This is a genomic window from Marinomonas phaeophyticola, assembly GCF_026966905.1.
GTDB classification, from domain to species: Bacteria; Pseudomonadota; Gammaproteobacteria; order Pseudomonadales; family Marinomonadaceae; genus Marinomonas; species Marinomonas phaeophyticola.
On record NZ_JAPUBN010000020.1, the window covers coordinates 147,730 to 167,534 of the forward strand.

Annotated in this window: 17 protein-coding genes, 4 tRNA genes and 1 pseudogene; 15 read left to right on the forward strand and 7 right to left on the reverse strand. The window is 38.3% G+C overall.

Annotated features, from left to right (window positions below; translation table 11 throughout):
• The first annotated feature begins 49 nt into the window (after window positions 1-49).
• The 4 genes from O1D97_RS16860 to O1D97_RS16875 all read left to right on the forward strand — a co-directional run bounded on the left by O1D97_RS16860 (window position 50) and on the right by O1D97_RS16875 (window position 489).
• Window positions 50-124 (forward strand) — tRNA-Gly (locus tag O1D97_RS16860).
• Between the two features lie 23 nt (window positions 125-147).
• Window positions 148-221, forward strand: a tRNA-Cys gene (locus O1D97_RS16865).
• 29 nt (window positions 222-250) lie between these two features.
• Window positions 251-337: transfer RNA gene (locus tag O1D97_RS16870), tRNA-Leu, on the forward strand.
• A 65-nt stretch (window positions 338-402) separates the two neighbouring features.
• Window positions 403-489, forward strand: a tRNA-Leu gene (locus O1D97_RS16875).
• A gap of 341 nt (window positions 490-830) precedes the next feature.
• Here O1D97_RS16875 and O1D97_RS16880 read toward each other — a convergent pair.
• Complete coding sequence (locus O1D97_RS16880; protein WP_269127327.1) at window positions 831-1,622, reverse strand: inositol monophosphatase family protein; 792 nt, start codon at window positions 1,620-1,622, stop codon at window positions 831-833.
• A gap of 292 nt (window positions 1,623-1,914) precedes the next feature.
• Here O1D97_RS16880 and O1D97_RS16885 point away from each other — a divergent pair, with 292 nt between their 5' ends.
• Window positions 1,915-2,631: an RNA methyltransferase gene (locus O1D97_RS16885; RefSeq protein ID WP_269127328.1), complete on the forward strand. Its 717-nt coding sequence runs from the start codon at window positions 1,915-1,917 to the stop codon at window positions 2,629-2,631.
• 54 nt (window positions 2,632-2,685) lie between these two features.
• On the opposite strand, the gene gndA is transcribed toward O1D97_RS16885, so the two are convergent.
• Window positions 2,686-4,209, reverse strand: coding sequence for an NADP-dependent phosphogluconate dehydrogenase (gndA, locus tag O1D97_RS16890; protein ID WP_269127329.1), 1,524 nt, complete (start codon window positions 4,207-4,209; stop codon window positions 2,686-2,688).
• Window positions 4,210-4,714: 505 nt separating this feature from the next.
• Here gndA and O1D97_RS16895 point away from each other — a divergent pair.
• The 4 genes from O1D97_RS16895 (at window position 4,715) to O1D97_RS16910 (ending at window position 8,459) form a co-directional block, all read left to right on the forward strand.
• Window positions 4,715-6,271: a phosphoenolpyruvate carboxykinase gene (locus tag O1D97_RS16895; protein ID WP_269127330.1), complete on the forward strand. Its 1,557-nt coding sequence runs from the start codon at window positions 4,715-4,717 to the stop codon at window positions 6,269-6,271.
• A gap of 98 nt (window positions 6,272-6,369) precedes the next feature.
• Window positions 6,370-7,158 (forward strand): TatD family hydrolase, encoded by a 789-nt coding sequence (locus tag O1D97_RS16900; protein WP_269127331.1) that lies wholly within the window; start codon window positions 6,370-6,372, stop codon window positions 7,156-7,158.
• On the forward strand, window positions 7,148-8,029 hold the full coding sequence (locus O1D97_RS16905; protein ID WP_269127332.1) for an SDR family oxidoreductase: 882 nt from the start codon (window positions 7,148-7,150) through the stop codon (window positions 8,027-8,029). The genes O1D97_RS16900 and O1D97_RS16905 overlap by 11 nt, the downstream gene beginning before the upstream one ends.
• 34 nt (window positions 8,030-8,063) lie before the next feature.
• Window positions 8,064-8,459, forward strand: coding sequence for a hypothetical protein (locus O1D97_RS16910; protein WP_269127333.1), 396 nt, complete (start codon window positions 8,064-8,066; stop codon window positions 8,457-8,459).
• 59 nt (window positions 8,460-8,518) lie between these two features.
• Here the strand turns inward: O1D97_RS16910 and O1D97_RS16915 are convergent, their stop codons facing one another.
• From O1D97_RS16915 to O1D97_RS16930, 4 genes are all read right to left on the reverse strand, one after another.
• Window positions 8,519-9,364 carry a hypothetical protein gene (locus tag O1D97_RS16915; protein ID WP_269127334.1) on the reverse strand — a complete coding sequence of 282 codons (846 nt, stop codon included), beginning with the start codon at window positions 9,362-9,364 and terminating at the stop codon, window positions 8,519-8,521.
• A 19-nt stretch (window positions 9,365-9,383) separates the two neighbouring features.
• On the reverse strand, window positions 9,384-9,923 hold the full coding sequence (locus tag O1D97_RS16920; RefSeq protein WP_269127335.1) for a YceI family protein: 540 nt from the start codon (window positions 9,921-9,923) through the stop codon (window positions 9,384-9,386).
• A gap of 239 nt (window positions 9,924-10,162) precedes the next feature.
• Window positions 10,163-12,079 carry a beta-ketoacyl synthase gene (locus tag O1D97_RS16925; protein ID WP_269127336.1) on the reverse strand — a complete coding sequence of 639 codons (1,917 nt, stop codon included), beginning with the start codon at window positions 12,077-12,079 and terminating at the stop codon, window positions 10,163-10,165.
• Between the two features lie 151 nt (window positions 12,080-12,230).
• Window positions 12,231-13,166, reverse strand: a complete 936-nt coding sequence (locus O1D97_RS16930; protein WP_269127337.1) for a glucosaminidase domain-containing protein — start codon at window positions 13,164-13,166, stop codon at window positions 12,231-12,233.
• A 292-nt stretch (window positions 13,167-13,458) separates the two neighbouring features.
• Between O1D97_RS16930 and O1D97_RS16935 the strand changes: the two genes are divergently transcribed.
• From O1D97_RS16935 to O1D97_RS16950, 4 genes are all read left to right on the forward strand, one after another.
• Window positions 13,459-13,866 (forward strand): hypothetical protein, encoded by a 408-nt coding sequence (locus tag O1D97_RS16935; protein ID WP_269127338.1) that lies wholly within the window; start codon window positions 13,459-13,461, stop codon window positions 13,864-13,866.
• A complete protein-coding gene (locus O1D97_RS16940; protein ID WP_269127339.1) occupies window positions 13,845-14,603 on the forward strand; it encodes a GGDEF domain-containing protein in 759 nt (252 codons plus the stop codon). Before O1D97_RS16935 ends, O1D97_RS16940 begins: the two co-directional genes overlap by 22 nt.
• 444 nt (window positions 14,604-15,047) lie before the next feature.
• On the forward strand, window positions 15,048-15,686 hold the full coding sequence (locus tag O1D97_RS16945) for a TetR/AcrR family transcriptional regulator (RefSeq protein ID WP_269127340.1): 639 nt from the start codon (window positions 15,048-15,050) through the stop codon (window positions 15,684-15,686).
• 17 nt (window positions 15,687-15,703) lie between these two features.
• Window positions 15,704-16,327: a LysE family translocator gene (locus O1D97_RS16950; protein ID WP_269127341.1), complete on the forward strand. Its 624-nt coding sequence runs from the start codon at window positions 15,704-15,706 to the stop codon at window positions 16,325-16,327.
• A gap of 71 nt (window positions 16,328-16,398) precedes the next feature.
• Here O1D97_RS16950 and upp read toward each other — a convergent pair whose 3' ends face one another.
• Window positions 16,399-17,055: a uracil phosphoribosyltransferase gene (gene upp / locus O1D97_RS16955; RefSeq protein ID WP_269127342.1), complete on the reverse strand. Its 657-nt coding sequence runs from the start codon at window positions 17,053-17,055 to the stop codon at window positions 16,399-16,401.
• Window positions 17,056-17,433: 378 nt separating this feature from the next.
• Here upp and lon point away from each other — a divergent pair, with 378 nt between their 5' ends.
• Together lon and O1D97_RS16965 are read left to right on the forward strand one after the other, a co-directional pair.
• The gene (gene lon, locus O1D97_RS16960; protein WP_269127430.1) at window positions 17,434-19,212 is read left to right on the forward strand and encodes an endopeptidase La; all 1,779 of its coding nucleotides are present in this window, start codon (window positions 17,434-17,436) and stop codon (window positions 19,210-19,212) included.
• Window positions 19,123-19,691: pseudogene (locus tag O1D97_RS16965) on the forward strand (S16 family serine protease); the annotation flags it as partial. The gene lon and the pseudogene O1D97_RS16965, both read left to right, overlap by 90 nt.
• Window positions 19,692-19,805: the final 114 nt, after the last annotated feature.

A 19,805-nucleotide genomic window follows, 5' to 3' on the forward strand; every position in this document is an offset into this window, starting at 1 on the left:
TGCTTGACGTAAATAATAAAAAGCATAGAATATGCACCATCTTTTGAGCGCGGGAATAGCTCAGTGGTAGAGCACAACCTTGCCAAGGTTGGGGTCGCGAGTTCGAGCCTCGTTTCCCGCTCCAATCAAAAGATAGATTGTTATAGAGGCCGGATGGCAGAGTGGTCATGCAGCGGACTGCAACTCCGTGTACGCCGGTTCGATTCCGACTCCGGCCTCCAAAATAATCAAAGGATACATCAATAGATGTGCCCGGGTGGCGAAATTGGTAGACGCACAAGACTTAAAATCTTGCGATAGAAATATCGTACCGGTTCGATTCCGGTCCCGGGCACCATTTATGGTGCCTTTTTTATACTGTAAAAAAGCATTGGCATCAGATATACTCTTATTGATAAATCCGCCCGGGTGGCGAAATTGGTAGACGCACAAGACTTAAAATCTTGCGATAGAAATATCGTACCGGTTCGATTCCGGTCCCGGGCACCATTTATGGTGCTTTTTTTTGCTCTATAGAAAATGATTAAAGCTGCATAATTAACCTTTCAGTAATTCCTCAAGATTTTAATATTCATATTTCTTTTCCTTACTAATGTTATTGACGTTTTTTAATGGTTAATGGGCTATTTTTTTATGATGTTGATAGCGTGCATGAGCCCTAATGTGCTTTATTATTCTGTTCGCGGATGTTCCGTTGGATTGCACCTCTCGCAAGGAGGTGGCTTTTATGATGGGGAGAAGGTTGTTTTGTTTGATGTAAAAAAAGACCCCTCCAAGGATGAGCCTGAAGAGGTCTGTTAGGTATATTCTGATTTGTTATAATTTTATGGTTATAACAAATGCTTGTTCAAAATAGGTAATAATGTTTTGAATAATCGTGGATTGGCGCACAATATATTTCCTGTCTCCTCGACACTTGGCGATCCATTAAAATCAGAGAAAATACAGCCTGCTTCTTTAGCTATGAATAAAGGTGCTTGCATTTCCCATTCAAAAAGTTTGATTCCCCATGATGCATCAACACGACCAGCAGCTACATTGACAATTTGCAGTGCTGGTGAATCTTGAGTGATAACTCGAGCGCCTTTTTCAGAAAGTTGCGAGAAAATTGCAAACTGACCGCTGGCGCTTGGTCGTGTTTTATCAGTCGAAGGGAATTGTGTTGCAATAAGAGTGTTGTTTAGATCTCGGACATTTGAGGTGCGAATACGAGAGTTGTTCAGATATGCTCCGCGTCCTTTACTTGCGTAATATTCGTCTTTAGTCATCGGGTTGATGATAAGAGCGTGTTCAACTTTTCCAGCGACTAAATAACTCATCGTAATACAGTGGCCACTAAGGCCACGTGTAAATAAATATTGTCCTTGAATGGTGTCAATGATCCATTCGCCTTCGTCGCCACTTTGAACTTGACCGTCTAGACGGGTAGTGATGGTATCATTTGGATACGCTTTAGCAAGGTGATGAAGGATCGTTTTTTCAGCGCCCTGACAAACGGTTTTATAAACCTGGTCTGGTTGTTGTCCTTGTTCTTTATCAAAAAGCAATTTTTCTTGAGTGTGAACAATATAGTCCGCTGCGGCACGAGCTGCTTTAATAGCGACGTTAATTCTTGGTTGCATAAGATACCATTTAAGTTTCTAAGAGATGCCAAACTACCGAAAAGACAAATAAGTCGAAATACGATAAGTTACTGGAAAAGTGTTAAAGAGCGATAAACTCACTTACCAAATCTTTGGTGAGGATTAAGTAATGTGTGAATTATTTGAGCGGCATTTTAATCGAAATTATCTAATTAAACCAGTAAAAGTTGGTTATTTATTGTTCTGTTCGACGTTTAAATGTCAAATTGCATAGTAAAGTCTGATACTATCAGCAAAATTAAATTGTCTTATTAGAGTTGGTTTTATCTTAATGAATAGCAAGGTTCGAATAGTACTCGTAAATACATCCCACCCTGGAAATATTGGTGGTGCGGCTCGTGCAATGAAAAATATGGGGTTAGATCGTTTATACCTTGTTTCTCCAAAAGTATTTCCAAGTGATGAGGCTGTAAGTAGGGCATCAGGAGCGATTGATTTACTTAAAAATGCCGTGGTTGTTAATTCATTGGAAGAGGCTATTGCTGATTGCCAATTGGTGATTGGTACCAGTGCGCGAGAGCGGCATATACCATGGCCTTTGGTTGATCCTAGGCAAGCAGCTGATCTTGTTTATAAAGAAAATCTTGAGACCGCTTTTGTATTTGGAAGAGAAGACAGAGGGCTTACTAATGAGGAGTTACAACGTTGTCATTATCATGTACATATTCCCTCAGTTGAAACCTTTAGTTCATTGAATCTTGCTGCCGCGGTGCAAGTGCTTTCTTATGAGTTGCGTATGAAGTCCCTGTTGTCGGTTAACGAACAACCTGTACAAACAAAATGGGATGTTCCTGCCGCTTCTGCTGAGCAGGTAGATTATATGTTAGAGCATTTGGAAAAAGTGATGCTACTGACAGAGTTTCTAGATCCTAATACGCCTAGACAAGTGATGACTCGTTTTAGGCGATTGTTTCAGCGTGCTCAATTAGATCAACATGAAATTGGAATGCTTAGAGGGGTTCTAACGTCGGTAGAAAAGATGAAATAAGTAATGGTGTTAATAATAAGGCGCTCTTTTTAGCGCCTTATTATATTGTAAAATTTACACTTTTCTCTCTGGTCGATTTTCTTCTTGCCAAAATGTATGAAATTTTTCTCCCGCTTCAGCATCAACCCTTTCGTAGGTGTGGGCACCAAAGTAATCTCGTTGAGCTTGGAGTAGATTGGCTGGCAATATTTCTGAACGATAACCATCAAAATACGCTAAAGCTGAAAAGAAAGAGGGAGTAGGTATACCAGATTGAGCGGCAAGTATGACGGCTTGACGTAATCCTTTCTGTTTGTGTTCAAGCGCATCAGCAAAGTAATCGGCTAAAAGTAAGTTTTCTAAATTTGGGTTTTCAGTAAATGCTATGGCTATTTTTTGTAGGAATGATGCTCTTATAATGCAGCCTCCACGCCAAATTTTTGCAATATCACTGAAATTAAACTGCCAGTTATATTCTTCCTGTGCGGCCCTCATTATTTGAAAGCCCTGAGCATAAGCACAGATTTTTGCGCAATATAAGGCATTTTTAATGGCCTCTTCTACAGCAGTAGGGTCAATGTCTCCTAATTCTATATCGCCAATTAAGCGAGAAGACGCATTTTCTCGTTCTTGAGTTAGAGTGCTTAGTGCGCGAGCGTATACAGATTCACTGATTATGCCCGCAGGAACGCCCATTTGTGTTGCGCTAATGGATGTCCAGCGACCTGTGCCTTTTTGTCCTGCACTGTCTAGAATCATATCAACTAAAGGCGCTCCCGTTGCATGATCATATTGCTGTAGAATGTCGGCGGTAATTTCTACTAAGTAACTATTTAGTTCTCCTTGGTTCCATTTTTCAAAAATTTTGCCTATTTCCTCAGGTTCATAGCCTAAAAGAGAGCGTAGCAAATGATAGGCTTCGCAGATCAACTGCATGTCCGCATACTCAATGCCATTATGTACCATTTTTACATAATGACCTGCGCCATTTGGGCCTAAGTATGTGGTGCAAGGCTCGCCTTCAGTAACAGGGTCTCCAGGAATATTTTTAATGATCTGAGAGCCGTCTTCAGCGACTTTTGCTGAAACGGCTTCCCACATTGGCTGAAGATATTTCCATGAATCTGCATCTCCACCAGGCATAAGAGAAGGGCCAAAGCGAGCACCTACTTCGCCTCCAGATACCGCTGTACCAAAGAATTTTAATTTTCCTCGGTATTCAGACTCCCGGCGAATTGTGTCTGTCCATTGGCTGTTACCGCAATCAACAACGATATCATCTGCTTCAAGTCCAGATTCAATTAACTGGCGGCAGATGATATCGACAGGTTCGCCAGCAGGTACTAATAAAACAATAACGCGTGGAGTGGTGAGTTTTGGAAGCATTTCTTTTAGCGTTTTGCATCCAATAATTCTTGCCTCAGAAATATCGGAGCGGCGTTCGCTTTGTTCGGTATCTAGAACATCTTTAACCTTATTTGGGTCAAGGTCAAAACCTGCAACTTTGTAACCATGATCGGCTAAATTGAGAGCAAGGCTCTTGCCCATAACGCCAAGACCTACAAAACCAATATTGCAGCTCTGATGTGAATTTAACATAGTTATTGATCAACCTAATTGTGGAAGAGGGGATTTATTGTGATTTTATCATGAAGATAGGAATGGATGGGTCTTGCAAAGAAAGATATTCTAAAAAAATAAGAAAATAAATGACAACAAAGTTCTATTTTTAAGTCAGAAAGGAAATTTTCACAGCGTGGAATCGTGAAGATTCTTTATGACGAAAAAAAACCACGAATTAAAGGAGTAGTTCGCAATTTTGTGGTTTCTTAAGAAATAAAATTACATCGATATGAAAATTACACTTTTTTTAGCTTTTAAAGAGAGTAAAAGTGAAATTTTATTACTGCAATATAAGTTTTTTTTAAATTTAAGTTATAAAATTCAATAGGTTATGTTTTTATCGTCTGTGTTTTTGTATTTTGTAGTAAAATAACATTTTGTTATATCAATACTTTTTTTTAGATTTTTTTGTTACTATTTTTCTCGTAATAGGCCATCACGCAGTGGCTAATATAACTGTATTTTCAGAGGAATACTAAACATGAATGCGGAAACTAAACGATCAATAATTCACACTAATTTGACTACAGCTCAGCTTGTTGAGAAAGCGCTTCAGAATAACGAAGGTCAATTAGCGGATAACGGTGCCCTAGTTGTTGAAACAGGTAATCGTACAGGTCGTTCACCTTTAGATCGTTTTATCGTTGAAGAGAGTTCTAGTAAAGATAACATTCAATGGGGGCCGGTAAACCGTCCTTTCCCTCAAGAAAAATTTGGGCCTTTATGGGGTAAAGTTGAATCCTATTTGAATGAAAGAGAATCTTATCAATCTAAAATTCATGTTGGTGCTGGAGATGATTACTACTTACCGGCCGTTATGAGAACAGAAACCGCTTGGCATCACTTGTTTGGTCGTAATTTATTTATTCGTCCAGAAACTTATAATCCTGTGAGTAAAGGCGAGTGGCAAATTCTTAACGTTCCTAGTTTTGAGTGTGTTCCTGAGGTAGATGGTACTAACTCTGAAGCATGCGTTATTTTGAATTTTGCTGATAGAAAAGTGCTTATTGTTGGAATGCGCTATGCAGGTGAAATGAAAAAAGCCATGTTTTCTGTTCAAAACTATCTTTTGCCAGAAAAAGATGTATTGCCTATGCACTGTGCTGCAAATGTTGGCCCTGATAAAGATGTAACGCTATTTTTTGGTTTATCAGGAACCGGTAAAACCACTCTTTCAGCGGATGAAGAGCGCTTTCTTATTGGTGATGATGAACATGGCTGGGGAAAAGATACGGTTTTCAATTTAGAAGGTGGTTGTTATGCAAAATGTATCGATTTATCTGAAAAAAATGAACCTTTAATTTGGAAGGCGATTAAATTCGGTACTATTGTTGAAAACGTAGTGATTGATCCTGAAACTCGTCAAGCTGATTATGCGGACACGTCATTGACTCAAAACAGTCGTGCAGGTTACCCGAGAGAGCATATTGAAAAGTGTGCTGAAGGTAATCGAGCTGGTGAGCCTAACGCAATTGTATTCTTAACCTGTGATTTAACGGGCGTGCTGCCACCCGTTTCTATTTTGTCGAAAGAAGCTGCTGCCTATCACTTTTTGAGTGGTTATACCGCTTTAGTTGGGTCTACTGAGATGGGAGCTGGCAGTGGTATAAAATCGACCTTTTCAACTTGCTTCGGGGCGCCTTTCTTCCCTCGGGCTGCACATGTATATGCAGATCTTCTTATTAAACGTATTGAAGAGTTCGGTAGTCAGGTTTATCTGGTTAATACTGGTTGGACTGGCGGCGCTCATGGAAAAGGCGGGCAGCGTTTTAGTATTCCAACTACACGAGCGGTTATTGCGGCCATTCAATCAGGCGCTCTAATTGATACGGAAGTGGAGCACCTTGAGGATGTTAACTTAACTGTTCCTAAATCCGTTAAAGGCGTGGATTCTATATTATTAAACCCACGTAGAACTTGGTCTAATGATGCGGCTTACACTGAGCAGGCAAAAGGTCTAATCGATCAATTTGTAACGAATTTTGCGAAATTTGAAGGTGTTTCAGCCAGTATTGTTAATGCAGGTCCAAAAGCTTAGTCTCATTGTATAAAATAAAACCGCTCTATGTATTTTTAAATATATAGAGCGGTTTTTTTATGCTGGTGTTTTGGTGAATTTGCTGGATAATTCTAATAATGTATATAGATAGTCATTGTCATTTAGATTTCTCCGTTTTTGATTCCGATAGAGAACAAATTGTAGCCTCATGTCTGAAGAGAGGGGTAGGTCACTTTATTATCCCAGGTACTCAATTTAACGCTTGGAATAAACAAGCTTTGTTATTGGATGACTATTCTACTTTATCAATGGCTTATGGTATTCATCCTTATTTTTTAGAGCAAGAAAAGCTCAGCTCAATTGAACTTTTAGGTGATTTCTGCGAGTTAAACTCAGCCATTGCTGTAGGTGAAATCGGTTTGGATATTTGGCCAACTTCACTTCCTTTAGAAATACAGTTGGTCTTCTTTAGATCTCAATTAGATGTGGCTAAAGCGTTGACGCTTCCAATAATTTTGCATGCTCGACGAAGTTATGATCTTTTGTATAAAGAATTAAAAAACAGTCGGTTCATGAATGGTGGTGTGGTGCATGGTTTCAGTGGCAGTATGGTTCAAGCGAAGCGCTTTATTGAACTCGGCTTTGTGCTAGGTATTGGTGGTAATATTACTTACACAAGAGCACTCAAATCGATTAAAGTTGTCAGAGAGTTGGGTAGCGAAGATTATGTACTAGAAACAGACTCACCTGATATGCCTATTGCAGGTCAACAAGGTGAGAGGAATACGCCTTTGAATATTCCTCTCATTGCCCATGCTATCGCTGAAATTAGACAACAATCTCTACAGGATATTGAATATCATACATCTATCAATATCAATAGAGTATTCCCAAATATGATGAGGGGTTCTAGAGTTGAATCGTAATCGAGATATAAATGCACCAATACGGATAGTATTACTAGGCAGTGATACCGTTGTTGGAGAAGCACTTTTATTGTTTTCTGCGGAGTTACCTGAGTTTGAATGGTATTCTCTTTCTTGTAATGAGTTATTTAAACACGATTATAGCTCTGAGTTTCTACAGGGCATTGAGTGCGATGTAATTATTGATGCTCTGAGTATGGATCGGTGCCTTGATTCTCGCTATCAGAGTTTTAGAAATGCTTTGGTTGATTACTCTGAAAGAAGTAATACTCAAGTGGTAATGATTAGTAGTGCTCTTGTTTTTTCTGGGGATAAAGAAACGGCTTATGATGAAAATGATTTACCTGACTCTAAGGATTCGTACTCTTTATCGTTAATTGAATCTGAGAACTGTTTTCTTTCTCTTTCCCAAAACATTGTGCTGCGTACAGGATGGCTGTTTAGTGGTAAAAATGATGACTTTGTTTGTCGTACAATTGATCTAATTAAAAAAAGAGTGAATTTAGCTCATAATGACAGTTTTGTCGGTAGTCCATCACCTGTATCTGACTTAGCTCGAGTTATTCTAACCATGATTAAGCAGCATTATAATGGCTCTACTAATACTGGGGTCTATCACTATTGTTGTTCTGAGGAAATTAGTTGGTATGGTTTTGTTGAGGCTATTTTAGCTACCGCGGGTCAGTTTGATCCAAAAGCTCCTGTGAGCGTTGAAGCGATTAGTGATTGCTTTCCGGACTCTGAGGATATTGTTTTAGTTAGGAGGCAATCTTTATCATGTCGAAGAGTGTTTAATCATTTTGGTGTTAAGCAAAGGCCTTGGAGAGCAAGTTTGCGTAAATTAGTAAAAGATCTTTATCAGCGCATATAGTATTTAACAAATAGTATTTTAAAGGAGACCTGTTTTGCAAAAAATAAATCATAAGGCTGTGTTTTTGACGATATGTTTGCTTTTTGTATTAGGTGGTCTTTGGAGTTTAGCCGCACCAAAAATTTTAATTGAGGATAAGAGTGAAGACCCTATTTTTGTGGCTTTATTCTCTGTTAGTGTTATTTGCTATGTTTATTTTAATGCTTGGCTGCTTGTGAAAACACGTTTTGTGTCTTTTATTGATGGAGTCTTCCTGATTATTGGTATTTGGTTATTTTCGGTAATGCCAAATCTCTTTTTTATTCAAGCTGTTTTAGCATTGCCTATAGATAAATTTGTTTACTTACTTACTTTTGGGGCTTTAGCTGGGGTGGTAACCGCATTTGTTTTATCTCTTTGGCGTTCCTCTCGCACAATTTTTAAAGGTTGAAGGTGAATGACTTATTGGTTTTATCACTGTTTAGTAACAAGTCGTCTTAACTCTTAAATTTATAAACTTAAAAGTACAATGATTGCAGTAAAGGACAGTTGCACAAAAAATCTTATGGTAATTGCTTCTGTAAAATAACGTGTTAATGGTAATACCCACAGGCAAAGCCATAATAGTACGATGGTGTTAAGTGAAATCTCAGCAAGAATGTTTGCTTGAGATAGTAATCCACTTAGTACTAGTAGTGTAAAAAAAGTAATCTCTTCGCTACTTTCTCTTCTTCGCAAGCAAACCAGTAAATAGGCACATAGAATAGCGGTAAACCCACCGATTAATTGTCCAATAATAATGCTGCCACCCATGGCTACTAATAATGCACTTGCTGAGGCGGTTATTATGAGGTTTATTAATGTGGAGTGAATTGAGAGGATGTGATTCTTATTTTGTTCCAACTTTTCAGTAGAGAGTAATGCTAATGTTGCTTGTAATGTTAACGTAATGAAAAGTGGGATAAGGATGAAATCAAAATTTTGACCATGCTTCAATACTGGGTTTAGTAACAGAAAGGCAGAGCTGAATGCACTAATGAAAAGTAGGATGGTTTTGAAACTTTTGAAACTTTTGAAACTTTTGAAACTTACTCTGTGTGGAAAATGAGTAACCAAAGAGCTTCCAGCACCAATCAACGCAGTAGTAGATAAAAAGTCCAAGGCATTAGCTGGTGGGAATTGTAAGCTGCTGTGTATTTGGTTGAGCGTTACTAAAAGGCTGATGGATAGGCCGATACCTTTAGCAAAAGGGGATACTTTAGCAATTAAAAAAATAATAGTAACAGAGGCTATAAAGGGTACGAGAATGGTATTAAATAGCAAAATACTAATAAAGTTGTTTGAATCCTGATACATGGCTTTTCTTCGATGTGTATTATTGTCGCACAGCCTCGATAAAAACCTTTACTTTGGTTTTGTCTGAGGCGCCTGGAATAAAGTAGGTCATGCCAAACTCGCTGCGCTTTATGGTGGTTGATGCTATAAAGCCGACTCTATATCCTCCCCATGGGTCTTTTCCTTCACCTGTTTTATGAACGTTAAAAGAAATTGTTCTAGTTATTCCATGTAAGGTAAGATCACCTGTGAGAGTATTGTTTTCGTAATTCTTACCTTTAAATTCCATGGTGGGAAACTGTTTAACATCAAAAAAATCAGGGCCTCTTAAGTGTTTATCTCTTGCTTCATGGTTACTATCAACACTGTTTGTTTGTACTGATAAATGAGTACTAATAGTCTTCATGTCTTCACTAAAGGAGAATTTACCTTCAAAATTTTTAAAGTGACCAGACATGGTGCTAATCCCTAAATGGCCTATTTCAAAGGTAACCGCTGAATGTTCAGGATCAATCTTATAGTCTGCAGAAAAAGTTAGACTGCTTATAAGACATAAAGATGTGATATTGATGAGTTTCATTTATTACCCTTTCTGCTGTGAATAATAGCATCTAGTTTAGCAGGAATGTATAAAGCTAGATCGTCAGGAAAGTGAAATTAGTTATATTGCTTAGTGTAACAATTGATTAATGAGTTGTACTGTTGGAAGTAAATTGAGTTATTTGATTATATAATTGCCATGAATAATTATAAGCTCTTATCAAAGAAGCAAACGCAGGAAGGACATTGTGTTGGTTCTCCTTCCTACGTATTAAATAACTATAGATACTCTTCTAGATCATTTTTTATATTTAAATCTACGTCAATTGCATATCCAGGTAAGCGAATCTTATCTTTCGTAATAGATAAATCCTCTCCCGTCAATACGTTTTGCCCGAAATGATATACCGGTTTTGATTCACCAAGAATGGCCTGCTTATTGTACATTTCGCTTCGTTCTTTGGTTTCATTGTTCAACTCAAAATAACGATTCATAGTTTCCTGAGAGTATTTATTTGTGAGCATTTGCATTACTTTGTGAGGTGCTAATAGAACCGCGGTTCCATTATTTCCCCCAAACCCTTTTGAGTTGAGTAATGCACCGTCAAAGTACTCTTTACCATATTCTTGATGATTAAGCTGAAAGGATAACCCTTCAGTATGGACGTCTTCAGCAAGTGATTTTGTCGTAGTGATACCCGGTAAAATACCATGTTCCCAAACACCAAGAGAAATATGTAGTTGATCTCCTCCTGCCGTTCCCTGTGAGTGTCCTAAAAATGCTTTCACGGCAGTGACAGGAATGTTTTTTGCTCCAAAGCTTTTGGCTACTTGGCTTAAAACATGGGATTCGGTAATCCTGTTTTGAGGCGTACTGGTTCCATGAGCTTGAATAAAGCATCTATTATGTAAGCCGTCTTCACCGATAATGTTCTTTAAATACGCCATGGCTTTACCCATAGTTAAATAGTTACCAATGCCAGGTGCAGAGATGGACTTTTTATGTCCATCAGCAAAAGCATAAACAGCGGGAATGGCTCCATGAATATTTGCGCCTAGCTCTAGTGCTAGTTCATCATCCATGAGTAAAGTCCATTGACTCGATTCGCCAATAGTAAACCCACAGTTATTTGCAAATGGTCGACAACTTTGAGTGTGGTCAGGCTCTTGTTGGTCTTTGATAGAGTCTAGTGCTAATAAAGCACTGTCTTCAGCTAGAGCCCCCATAGTACGAAACCCTTCGATGATTTCTGGGGTAATAGGTGCATCACTGCCGCCAACCATAGCGACTCTAATTTCTCCAGACTTAATGCCTGCAATCGCCTTTTCTAAATTAAAAAAGTAAGTTGCACAGGCTCCGATCGATGTACCAACAACACCAGCACTACCAAGAACATAGGCATTTACGAAATCGGCTGGCATTTGAGCATAGCCAAGTGGCAGATGTTTGGATGTAGTTCGCTTTCCTTGTAAAGCGGATTTTAACATGCCTCCAAATCCAAGGTCGTCCATTTGACCAATAGAATTTGCTGCAAAAACGGCAACTTTATCTGGAGAAACACTGTCGCGTATCTTAGCCCAAGGAATCCCGCTGCTATTAATCGCATCCGATGCTCCGTAGACAGTCATCTGAAGGCCTCGGGGGTGGTTACGGCTTTGATACATTGTAGAGGGGTCAAATCCTGTAGGAAGTTGTCCTGCAGATTTAACACTGAGTTCTTTCGTGTCTTTTATTAGTGCTTCTAAATTGCCTTCTACTGTTACCTCTGAAAGAGAGTTAGAAAGAGGCAAGACGGTCCAGTTCTCAGGCAGTTTGTCGGGTAAAGAGCGTGTTTTGATTGTAAAGCTAATATGATCATCTGTAGCACTAGGGGATAACACAGAGGATTTATGCAAAACAACATTGTCGACATCAAAAAATGACGGATGGATTCGCCTTATTAATGTTTTTGTCAAAATCTCATCACTAAATGTGGCAAGTAATGTGTTTGCATCTAGCTGCTCACCTGAGTCTGTGTACCAGATTCCATTTCGATGTTCAGCAGTATTAGTTAGTGTTGCTAAATCAAGCAACACCTCCTGTTGAACAGAGCTCGGCAACATATCGATAACAATTCTTCTATAAGCTTGGTGAGATGAAGAACGGCCAGCTGAGTTGATTCCGCCAAAGCCAACAATAACAGGTAAACGGGCCAAATGAATTTCCTCGTTTGAAAGTGAATGAAAAAGGCTAGCTATTGTAAAGAAGGATTGCCACCTTAGCTAGCCTGAAATAGATAATGATTTCAATGAAGCGACACCTCTATAATCGAGCGTTATTAGAGGTTCTTCTCTCATAACGGTGAGGTTATTTCTCTTTTGAAATATCTTTATTTTGATTGAACTTCCATAGCTCGTTATAGCTAATAAGGCTTTCAATTTCATCTATATAATCTTGACCTCTTTCTGAATAACTGTGTAGTCCAGATGCTAAGGTTAATCCCGTAATCTCTTGTCCGTTTTGGCGCAATTCGGATCTTTTTTCTCTCAGGTCTGCGTAAGCCCTATTTATGTTCAAATTATCAATGTAAGCAAAAACAGATTGTCTGGCATTTTTAAACCTTCTGACTTCATGTTCTGCTTCATCGTCTCTCTGTTCAGGAACAAGACCACACCCTTTTCTGAAGCACCATTGTCCGAAATAATTATTTCCTTCTAAAGCGAACCTTGATGTACCCCAAGCGGACTCATTTGCGGCTTGAGCCAACACTAAAGATTCAGGGATTATATCCACGTATAAAAGCAATTCGGAGATACTTTCATGAGTATAAACATCCACTTTTTCTAATTTAAATATTTCTCGTAATGCTTTTAACCATCTCTTATCCTCTCTTGAAGGCGGTTCTTCACTGGCTAAAATGGTATAAATTTTTTCTCTATCCCTGACTAATAAGCTGTTCTTTTCAATAACAAAAGGGAGGAGGTAGTTAAAAAAGGCGTCTTTTCTTTCTCGAATGTCATTTATGTTGGCGAAGTCTGGAGGTGTGTGTTGCGATGCTATCTTGATTTTATCTTGAGCATCATTGTTTTCTAGCTCATCCAATTCTATTGTTTCTTCAATAGGTGTCTCTTCTTCTGTTTGAGCATATCTCTCAGAAGGTTGTTTAGACGAATTTTTATTAATCGAAGGTGTCGTATTTTCGATCAAACTATTATTCGGTTCTGATTGTTCAACAGGTTCCAGTTTTAGCCATAAAATGAATATAACTAAGAAGGAAAGTACCCATAATATTTTTCGTTCCATAACTAATAGAAACCTATGCGTATTAAAAAAGCGGTCGCGCGCAATTGTATAAACTAACACATTACTGTGGAGCCTGAAAATAGAGCCATTTTGTAGGTATATTATTGCGAAAAAAAGCGACGAAAGACAGCTTTTGTATGTAGTTCATTATTTTTACTTGTTTTCTAGCATGCGTTATATCGTGTTCATGTATGTTAAGCATTGTACAAAAGAGGGATTATTGATGAAAAAAAGCATATTAAAGGCAGAATACCGACCTATTCTATGATTAAAGGTGTTCAAAAATACTGCTATGCCTAAAAAGTTAAGCGTACTGCTCATGCCATTACTTGTCATTACTGTGTGCTTATACGCAGGGGTTTACATGTATTTGGCGCCAGCCGTTTGGCTAACTGTTCTCCTTTATTTGCCCTTTGCTCTCGTCGTCGTACTTGTTTTGCTTGCTTGGCACTTTAATAAAGGGCGTCTATTGATCATTTCTTTTTTGCTAGGAATTCCTCTCTATCAATTATTTTTTTCTTTAGAGGGTTCTCTATCTTTAGGTTATTTAATGGTGGTTATTTTAAATTTATCTATTGTTTCTCTAATACAGGAGAGAGGTTTTTTTAATCGATTTGCTATTAATCGAATTGCTTTTATGGGGATGTTATTTGCCTGGTGTATTGCGTTTGAAAAAGGGTGGATATCATTTTTTTCCTGAATGAAGCTGTTTTGGAGGGGCAGCATTACACTTGGTCAAGCGTGCTGTTGATTTTGATTATTGTTGGGTGTTTATTATCAGGAATTATTCATTGGTGGCAAAGTGCTAATGCTTTGTGTACGAGTATTTTTATTACCCAAGTTGCTCTATTGATTGTGTTCTATATTGTTAATGTAAAAGAGCAAGCGTCTTTGCTAATGTCAGGTACCCTTCTAATTTGGGTGCTATATTTATTAATAGAGAGCCATAAAATGGCTTATATAGATGATCTGACTCAGATAAATAGTCGGAGGGCTTTGAATGAAAAACTGTTAGCCCTCCCTAAAAATTATATTGTTGTCATGGCTGATATAGATCACTTTAAGAAATTTAATGATACCTATGGTCACGATATGGGGGATTCAGTACTTTATCGTGTTGCTCAAGAACTCGCTAAAGTAGAGCAGGGAGGTAAAGTGTTTCGCTATGGTGGAGAAGAATTTACGATTTTGTTTTTTAATAAGCAGTGGTCTGATATTGAAGACAGTTTAGAACACCTAAGAGAATCTGTTCAAAATATGAAAGTGAGTGTATTCGATGTCAAGAAAGGCACTCAGAAAAATGTTCAGGTTACGGTCAGTATGGGGGCTTGTGAGTCTCAATCAAGTACTGATTCAGAGCAGATATTTAAGTTTGCGGATGATGCCTTGTATAAAGCTAAACGTAACGGTAGAAACAGAATAGAATTAAAAAAATAGAAAAGTTGAACAAGTGGTCAAAAAATGTAGTTAAGTCTATTGTTTAAAGAAAATATTGTGTTTATAATTTGCTTTATGAAATTTTCGTTTTATTGACGTGTTTCAAAAAAACATCTCATTTGATGATGTAGAAATCACACTATCAAATAGATAACTGAGCCAACGTGGTGCAACAGTTTAAACAATGATGAATGCCTATAGTCATTGAGTTAATTTGTTGTGAGGGGAAATAGGGAGCAATTGCTCCCTTTTTTTATTGAAAAATTTTTAAAAGTTAATTTATCGATTACATTAGTATTTTTTCTGCTGTCTTAAATACGTGATCCTTTTTCCTTTATTAAAAGGATGTTATTGTATTCTCCGTGCTATCCCTTCTGTATCAATTTTTACTAGCCTCGTACAGGCTAACGTGATTTACAATTCTTATTGAGAGGTGTCCTTTTGTTGACAGATACAAAGCGTGCTAAGGATCAGTTAAAAATCCATATACGTGAACAAAATCAAGCGCATATTTTGAACTGCGCCGAAAAAGTTTTTGCTAGGCAGGGATTAGCTAAAACAACAACTCAAATGATTGCTGATGAAGCCGAATTGCCTAAAGCGAATATTCATTACTATTTCCGCTCTAAGAAAGATCTTCTTGAAGCCGTTTTAGAAAATATTTTAGAGTTGTGGTTAGATTCAGTAAGTGCATTTGATGAAGATGACTCACCAAAATTCTCATTTACACGTTATATTTGTGAAAAAATAGATCATTCTCGAGAGCATGCTAATGCATCGAAAGTGTTTGCAATGGCGTTAATGGGCGAAGAACCTTTCGTATTGGAGTTTTTGAAGGAGAGGTTTGTTGTTGAATTGGCAAGAGAAAAGCGCATCATCGAGAGCTGGGTAGAGAAAGGGTTGATGAAACCGGTCTCAACAGAGCATTTATTTATAAGTTTATGGGCAATGACTCAAACTTATGCGGACTTCGATGCTCAAATAAAGATTGTTCTCAATAAACCTAAGCTAGAAGAGGACGACTTTGAAGAGGCGAAAGACTTTATTATTCAAATGACACTTGCTGCTTGTGGAATTCAATAATTAAGAGATAACGAGTCATGACAGTTGAAAGCGGTGTTACCTTTTTTATTGCCATTTTCATTTTCGGAATTACACCTGGTCCGGGAGTATTTGCCATACTAGCTCGAAGTATGGTTCATGGCGCCCAGTCTTGTTTGTGGTTAAGCATTGGGATGGTGATTAGTGACATCGCTTACTTAGTTATGGCCTGTTTAGGGTTAGCTACGGTAGCAGCGACATGGGAAGAACTATTTATTGCGATTCGCATTATTGGGGCTGTATATCTTGTTTATCTTGGGTGGAAAATGTGGACGACTAAAGTTGAAATTGACGAATCGTCTTTTGATCGCCGTTCACAAGTAGGGAGTGTTATTGCTAGCTTTGTTCAAGGGTTCCTTATTTCGGCATCTAATCCTAAGGTAATTATCTTTTACATTGCTTTTTTACCGACTTTTATAGATTTAACGCTGCTAAGTTCCCAAGATGTTGTTGTAGCGTCTGTGCTGACATTCTTTGCTTTACTGTGTGGGCTGACTCTTATCGCTTTTGGTGCTTCACAGGCGAAACGCTTCTTAAGATCAGAGAAGTCAATGAAAGGTTTGAACCGAATTGCAGGTACTATAATGGCTAGCGCAGGAATCTACATAGGATTACGGGGGTAGCACTTCTTCACGAAGTGATTATAAATAATAAAAAAGACCTTATCTGAAGGTCTTTTTTATATCATTTTCTGTTAACGCGTACCATAAATACGATCGCCAGCATCGCCAACCCCTGGGCGAATATAAGCATGTTCATCTAACTCTCTATCGATTGAGCCAATATACATTGGAACGTCACTGTGCTCTTCTTTAAAGGCTTCTATACCTTCTGGCGCGGCAAAAAGACAGATAAAACGAATGTCTTTAGCCCCCATTTTTTTCATTTTTTCAATAGCGGCGGCAGCGGAGTTGCCAGTTGCTAGCATCGGGTCAACGACAATTATGGTACGCTCATCAATCGAATGTGGCATCTTTAAATAATAATCTACAGGTTGTTTTGTTTCTGGATCTCGATACATTCCAATGTGACCTACACGTGCTGAAGGAGACAGTTTTAACACCCCTTCAGCTAGACCATTTCCTGCTCTCATAATAGTTACTATACATAGTTTTTTACCTTTTAGAACGGGGCACATAGCCTTTTCTAGAGGGGTTTCTACCTCAATATCAATTGTTTCTAAATCTCTTGTCGCTTCGTATCCAATTAAGGTTCCAAGTTCTTCAACGAGCATTCGAAACTCTCTAGTGCTGGTGTTTTTATCTCGTAAACTGGTCAGTTTATGCTGTACAAAAGGGTGATCAATAACGGTGATATCTGGGTATTTTTTTAAAATATCAGCTGATTTCATAAAATTAGCTCCTTTAATATAGGTTTGAAAAAGGGTTTTCTTTTTTCAGATGGTAAAATAATAGCATATAGCGGATAAATATTATGTGTTTGTTTTCATTTGCTTATAGTTGTAATCATCACTTTTGTCATTACATAGATAAAAAGATATTTGTGAGTTCCATTACCTGATTCACTGAGAAAGTATATGAATAATGATGAAGAATACCTAGAAGACACTGTTACTGACGATACCCAACATAATGATTTGCTGGAAGATTCTGATGTTGTTATCGATGATCCTAAAGCATTAGCCTTACCTGAGGATGTTTTGCCCGATACACTTTATTTGCTGCCAATATCCAGTCGACCTTTTTTTCCAGCTCAGGTTCAGCCCGTTATGGTAGATGCGAACCCTTGGGAGGAAACATTAGAAAAAATTTCTGATGTTCATCAAAATGTGGTGGGGCTGGTATACGCTGAAAAAGTAAAAGCAGGGATGCCATCTATTAATGATTTTAGATCCATTGGTTGTGTGGCAAGAGTGCATAAAGCCGCTTTAGAAAATGACAAAATGACGTTCCTAGCTCAAGGAATCAAGCGTTTTGAAGTGATTGAATGGCTGAATGAAGATGCGCCTTATTTAGCGAGAGTTAGATATTTAACGGATAGCAAAGTTAAAGATGATGAGTCCAAAGCGTACACAATCGCGTTACTTGATAGTATTAAACAGCTGATTCGTCTTAACCCACTATTTAGTGAAGATTTAAAACAGTATTTAGGCCGTTTTTCATTTAACGAACCTGGCCTGTTAGCCGATTTTGCTTCCTCTATCACCTCTGCTGAACCTGAAGAGTTATATGAGGTGTTAGCGACTCATGCGATTCAACCTAGATTAAATTTAGCATTGATTTTGATAAAAAAAGAATTGGAGATTGCAAGACTACAAAATGAAATTAGTGCAGAGGTAAATGAAAAACTGAGCCAGCATCAGAGAGAGTTTTTCTTAAAAGAACAACTTAAAGTGATTCAAAAAGAGTTGGGCCTAACTAAAGACGATAAAACATCAGATTTAGATACCTTTAAAGAGCGATTGTTAGGAAAGACGATTCCAGAGTCTGTACAAATTAAGGTTGATGAAGAGTTGAATAAGTTAGGTGTATTAGAGCCCGGTTCACCTGAATACGGTGTCACACGTAACTACCTTGATTGGGCGACCTCTCTTCCTTGGGGTGTTCATTCTGATGATAACTTGGATATTAAAGCGGCCAGAGACGTTCTTGAAAAACAACACGCAGGCTTAGATGATGTCAAAGATCGAATTGTCGAGTTTCTTGCGTTAGGTGCTCATCGTCAAGAAATGGGAGGGTCGATTATGTTGCTTGTTGGTCCGCCTGGCGTTGGTAAAACCTCAATAGGTAAATCCATAGCGGATGCATTAAATCGTAAATTTTATCGTTTCAGCTTAGGTGGAATGCGCGATGAAGCCGAAATTAAAGGACATCGTAGAACTTATATTGGCGCTTTACCTAGTAAGTTTGTACAAGCGTTGAAAGATGTACAAGTTGAAAATCCCGTTATCATGCTCGATGAAGTCGATAAAATTGGTTCATCTTTTCAGGGTGATCCTGCTTCGGCTTTACTAGAAGCCCTTGATCCTGAACAAAACTCGGAATTTCTTGATCATTACTTGGATATGAGAATTGATCTGTCTAAAACCTTGTTTGTTTGTACTGCAAACCAATTAGATACTATACCTGCCCCTTTATTAGATCGCATGGATGTTATCAGACTTTCTGGATATACGGCAGAAGAAAAGTTAGCCATTGCGAAACAACACTTATGGCCAAAATTACTGAAGAAAAATAAATTACTTAAGAAGCAACTAAATATAACGGATGCCGCCTTAAAGCATGTAATTGAAGACTATGCCCGTGAAGCGGGTGTTCGAGGTATGGATAAACTGCTACAAAAAATACTTCGAAAGTCCGTTGTGCAGCTTATGTTGAATGAGGCTGATAGTATTAATGTGGGTGTTAAAGACATAGAAACCTTGCTAGGTATGCCTTATTTCAGAGCAGAGAAAAGTATTCGTGGTGTGGGTGTGGTCACAGGATTAGCGTGGACGTCTATGGGGGGGCGACCTTGCCTATTGAAGCCAACAAAATTCATGAGTTAAGCCGTGGGTTGAAATTAACCGGAAAACTTGGTGAGGTCATGAAAGAATCCGCTGAAATAGCCTATTCTTATGTTTGTTCCCATACTAAGTCTTATCAATTACATCCTGAGTTTTTTGATAAGTGTCTTATCCATTTACATGTGCCAGAAGGGGCCACCCCTAAAGATGGGCCAAGTGCTGGCGTGACCATGGCAACCGCTTTAATGTCTCTGGCTAGAAGTGAACCAATAAAAAGACCGCTTGCTATGACAGGAGAGCTCACTTTAACTGGTCAAGTCCTTGCGGTTGGAGGTATTCGAGAAAAAGTTATTGCGGCAAAACGTATAAAAATACATGAACTCATTCTTCCTGAGGCCAATCGCCGCGATTATGAAGAGTTGCCAGATACTATTAAAGATGGAATGACGGTGCATTTTGCTAGCCGTTATTCCGATGTTGAAAAAGTGGTATTTGATAAGAAGGCGACTGAAGTACATTAAATATAGCGTAAACCCTAAAACTATTCATTTTTTAGGGTTTGTTAGAATTGGGATACATGAGAAAATAAATAAAGCCGAACGTGCTTCATAGCGTGTTCGGTTTTTTTATTGGTA

What these genes read in the sequence shown, in the direction of transcription:
- O1D97_RS16880 (WP_269127327.1), bottom strand. Translation starts at nt 1,622, where the DNA reads ATGCAACCAAGAATTAACGTCGCTATTAAAGCAGCTCGTGCCGCAGCG.
- O1D97_RS16885 (WP_269127328.1), top strand. Translation starts at nt 1,915, where the DNA reads ATGAATAGCAAGGTTCGAATAGTACTCGTAAATACATCCCACCCTGGA.
- gndA (WP_269127329.1), bottom strand. Translation starts at nt 4,209, where the DNA reads ATGTTAAATTCACATCAGAGCTGCAATATTGGTTTTGTAGGTCTTGGC.
- O1D97_RS16895 (WP_269127330.1), top strand. Translation starts at nt 4,715, where the DNA reads ATGAATGCGGAAACTAAACGATCAATAATTCACACTAATTTGACTACA.
- O1D97_RS16900 (WP_269127331.1), top strand. Translation starts at nt 6,370, where the DNA reads ATGTATATAGATAGTCATTGTCATTTAGATTTCTCCGTTTTTGATTCC.
- O1D97_RS16915 (WP_269127334.1), bottom strand. Translation starts at nt 9,364, where the DNA reads ATGTATCAGGATTCAAACAACTTTATTAGTATTTTGCTATTTAATACC.
- O1D97_RS16920 (WP_269127335.1), bottom strand. Translation starts at nt 9,923, where the DNA reads ATGAAACTCATCAATATCACATCTTTATGTCTTATAAGCAGTCTAACT.
- O1D97_RS16930 (WP_269127337.1), bottom strand. Translation starts at nt 13,166, where the DNA reads ATGGAACGAAAAATATTATGGGTACTTTCCTTCTTAGTTATATTCATT.
- O1D97_RS16935 (WP_269127338.1), top strand. Translation starts at nt 13,459, where the DNA reads ATGCCTAAAAAGTTAAGCGTACTGCTCATGCCATTACTTGTCATTACT.
- O1D97_RS16950 (WP_269127341.1), top strand. Translation starts at nt 15,704, where the DNA reads ATGACAGTTGAAAGCGGTGTTACCTTTTTTATTGCCATTTTCATTTTC.
- upp (WP_269127342.1), bottom strand. Translation starts at nt 17,055, where the DNA reads ATGAAATCAGCTGATATTTTAAAAAAATACCCAGATATCACCGTTATT.
- lon (WP_269127430.1), top strand. Translation starts at nt 17,434, where the DNA reads ATGGTAGATGCGAACCCTTGGGAGGAAACATTAGAAAAAATTTCTGAT.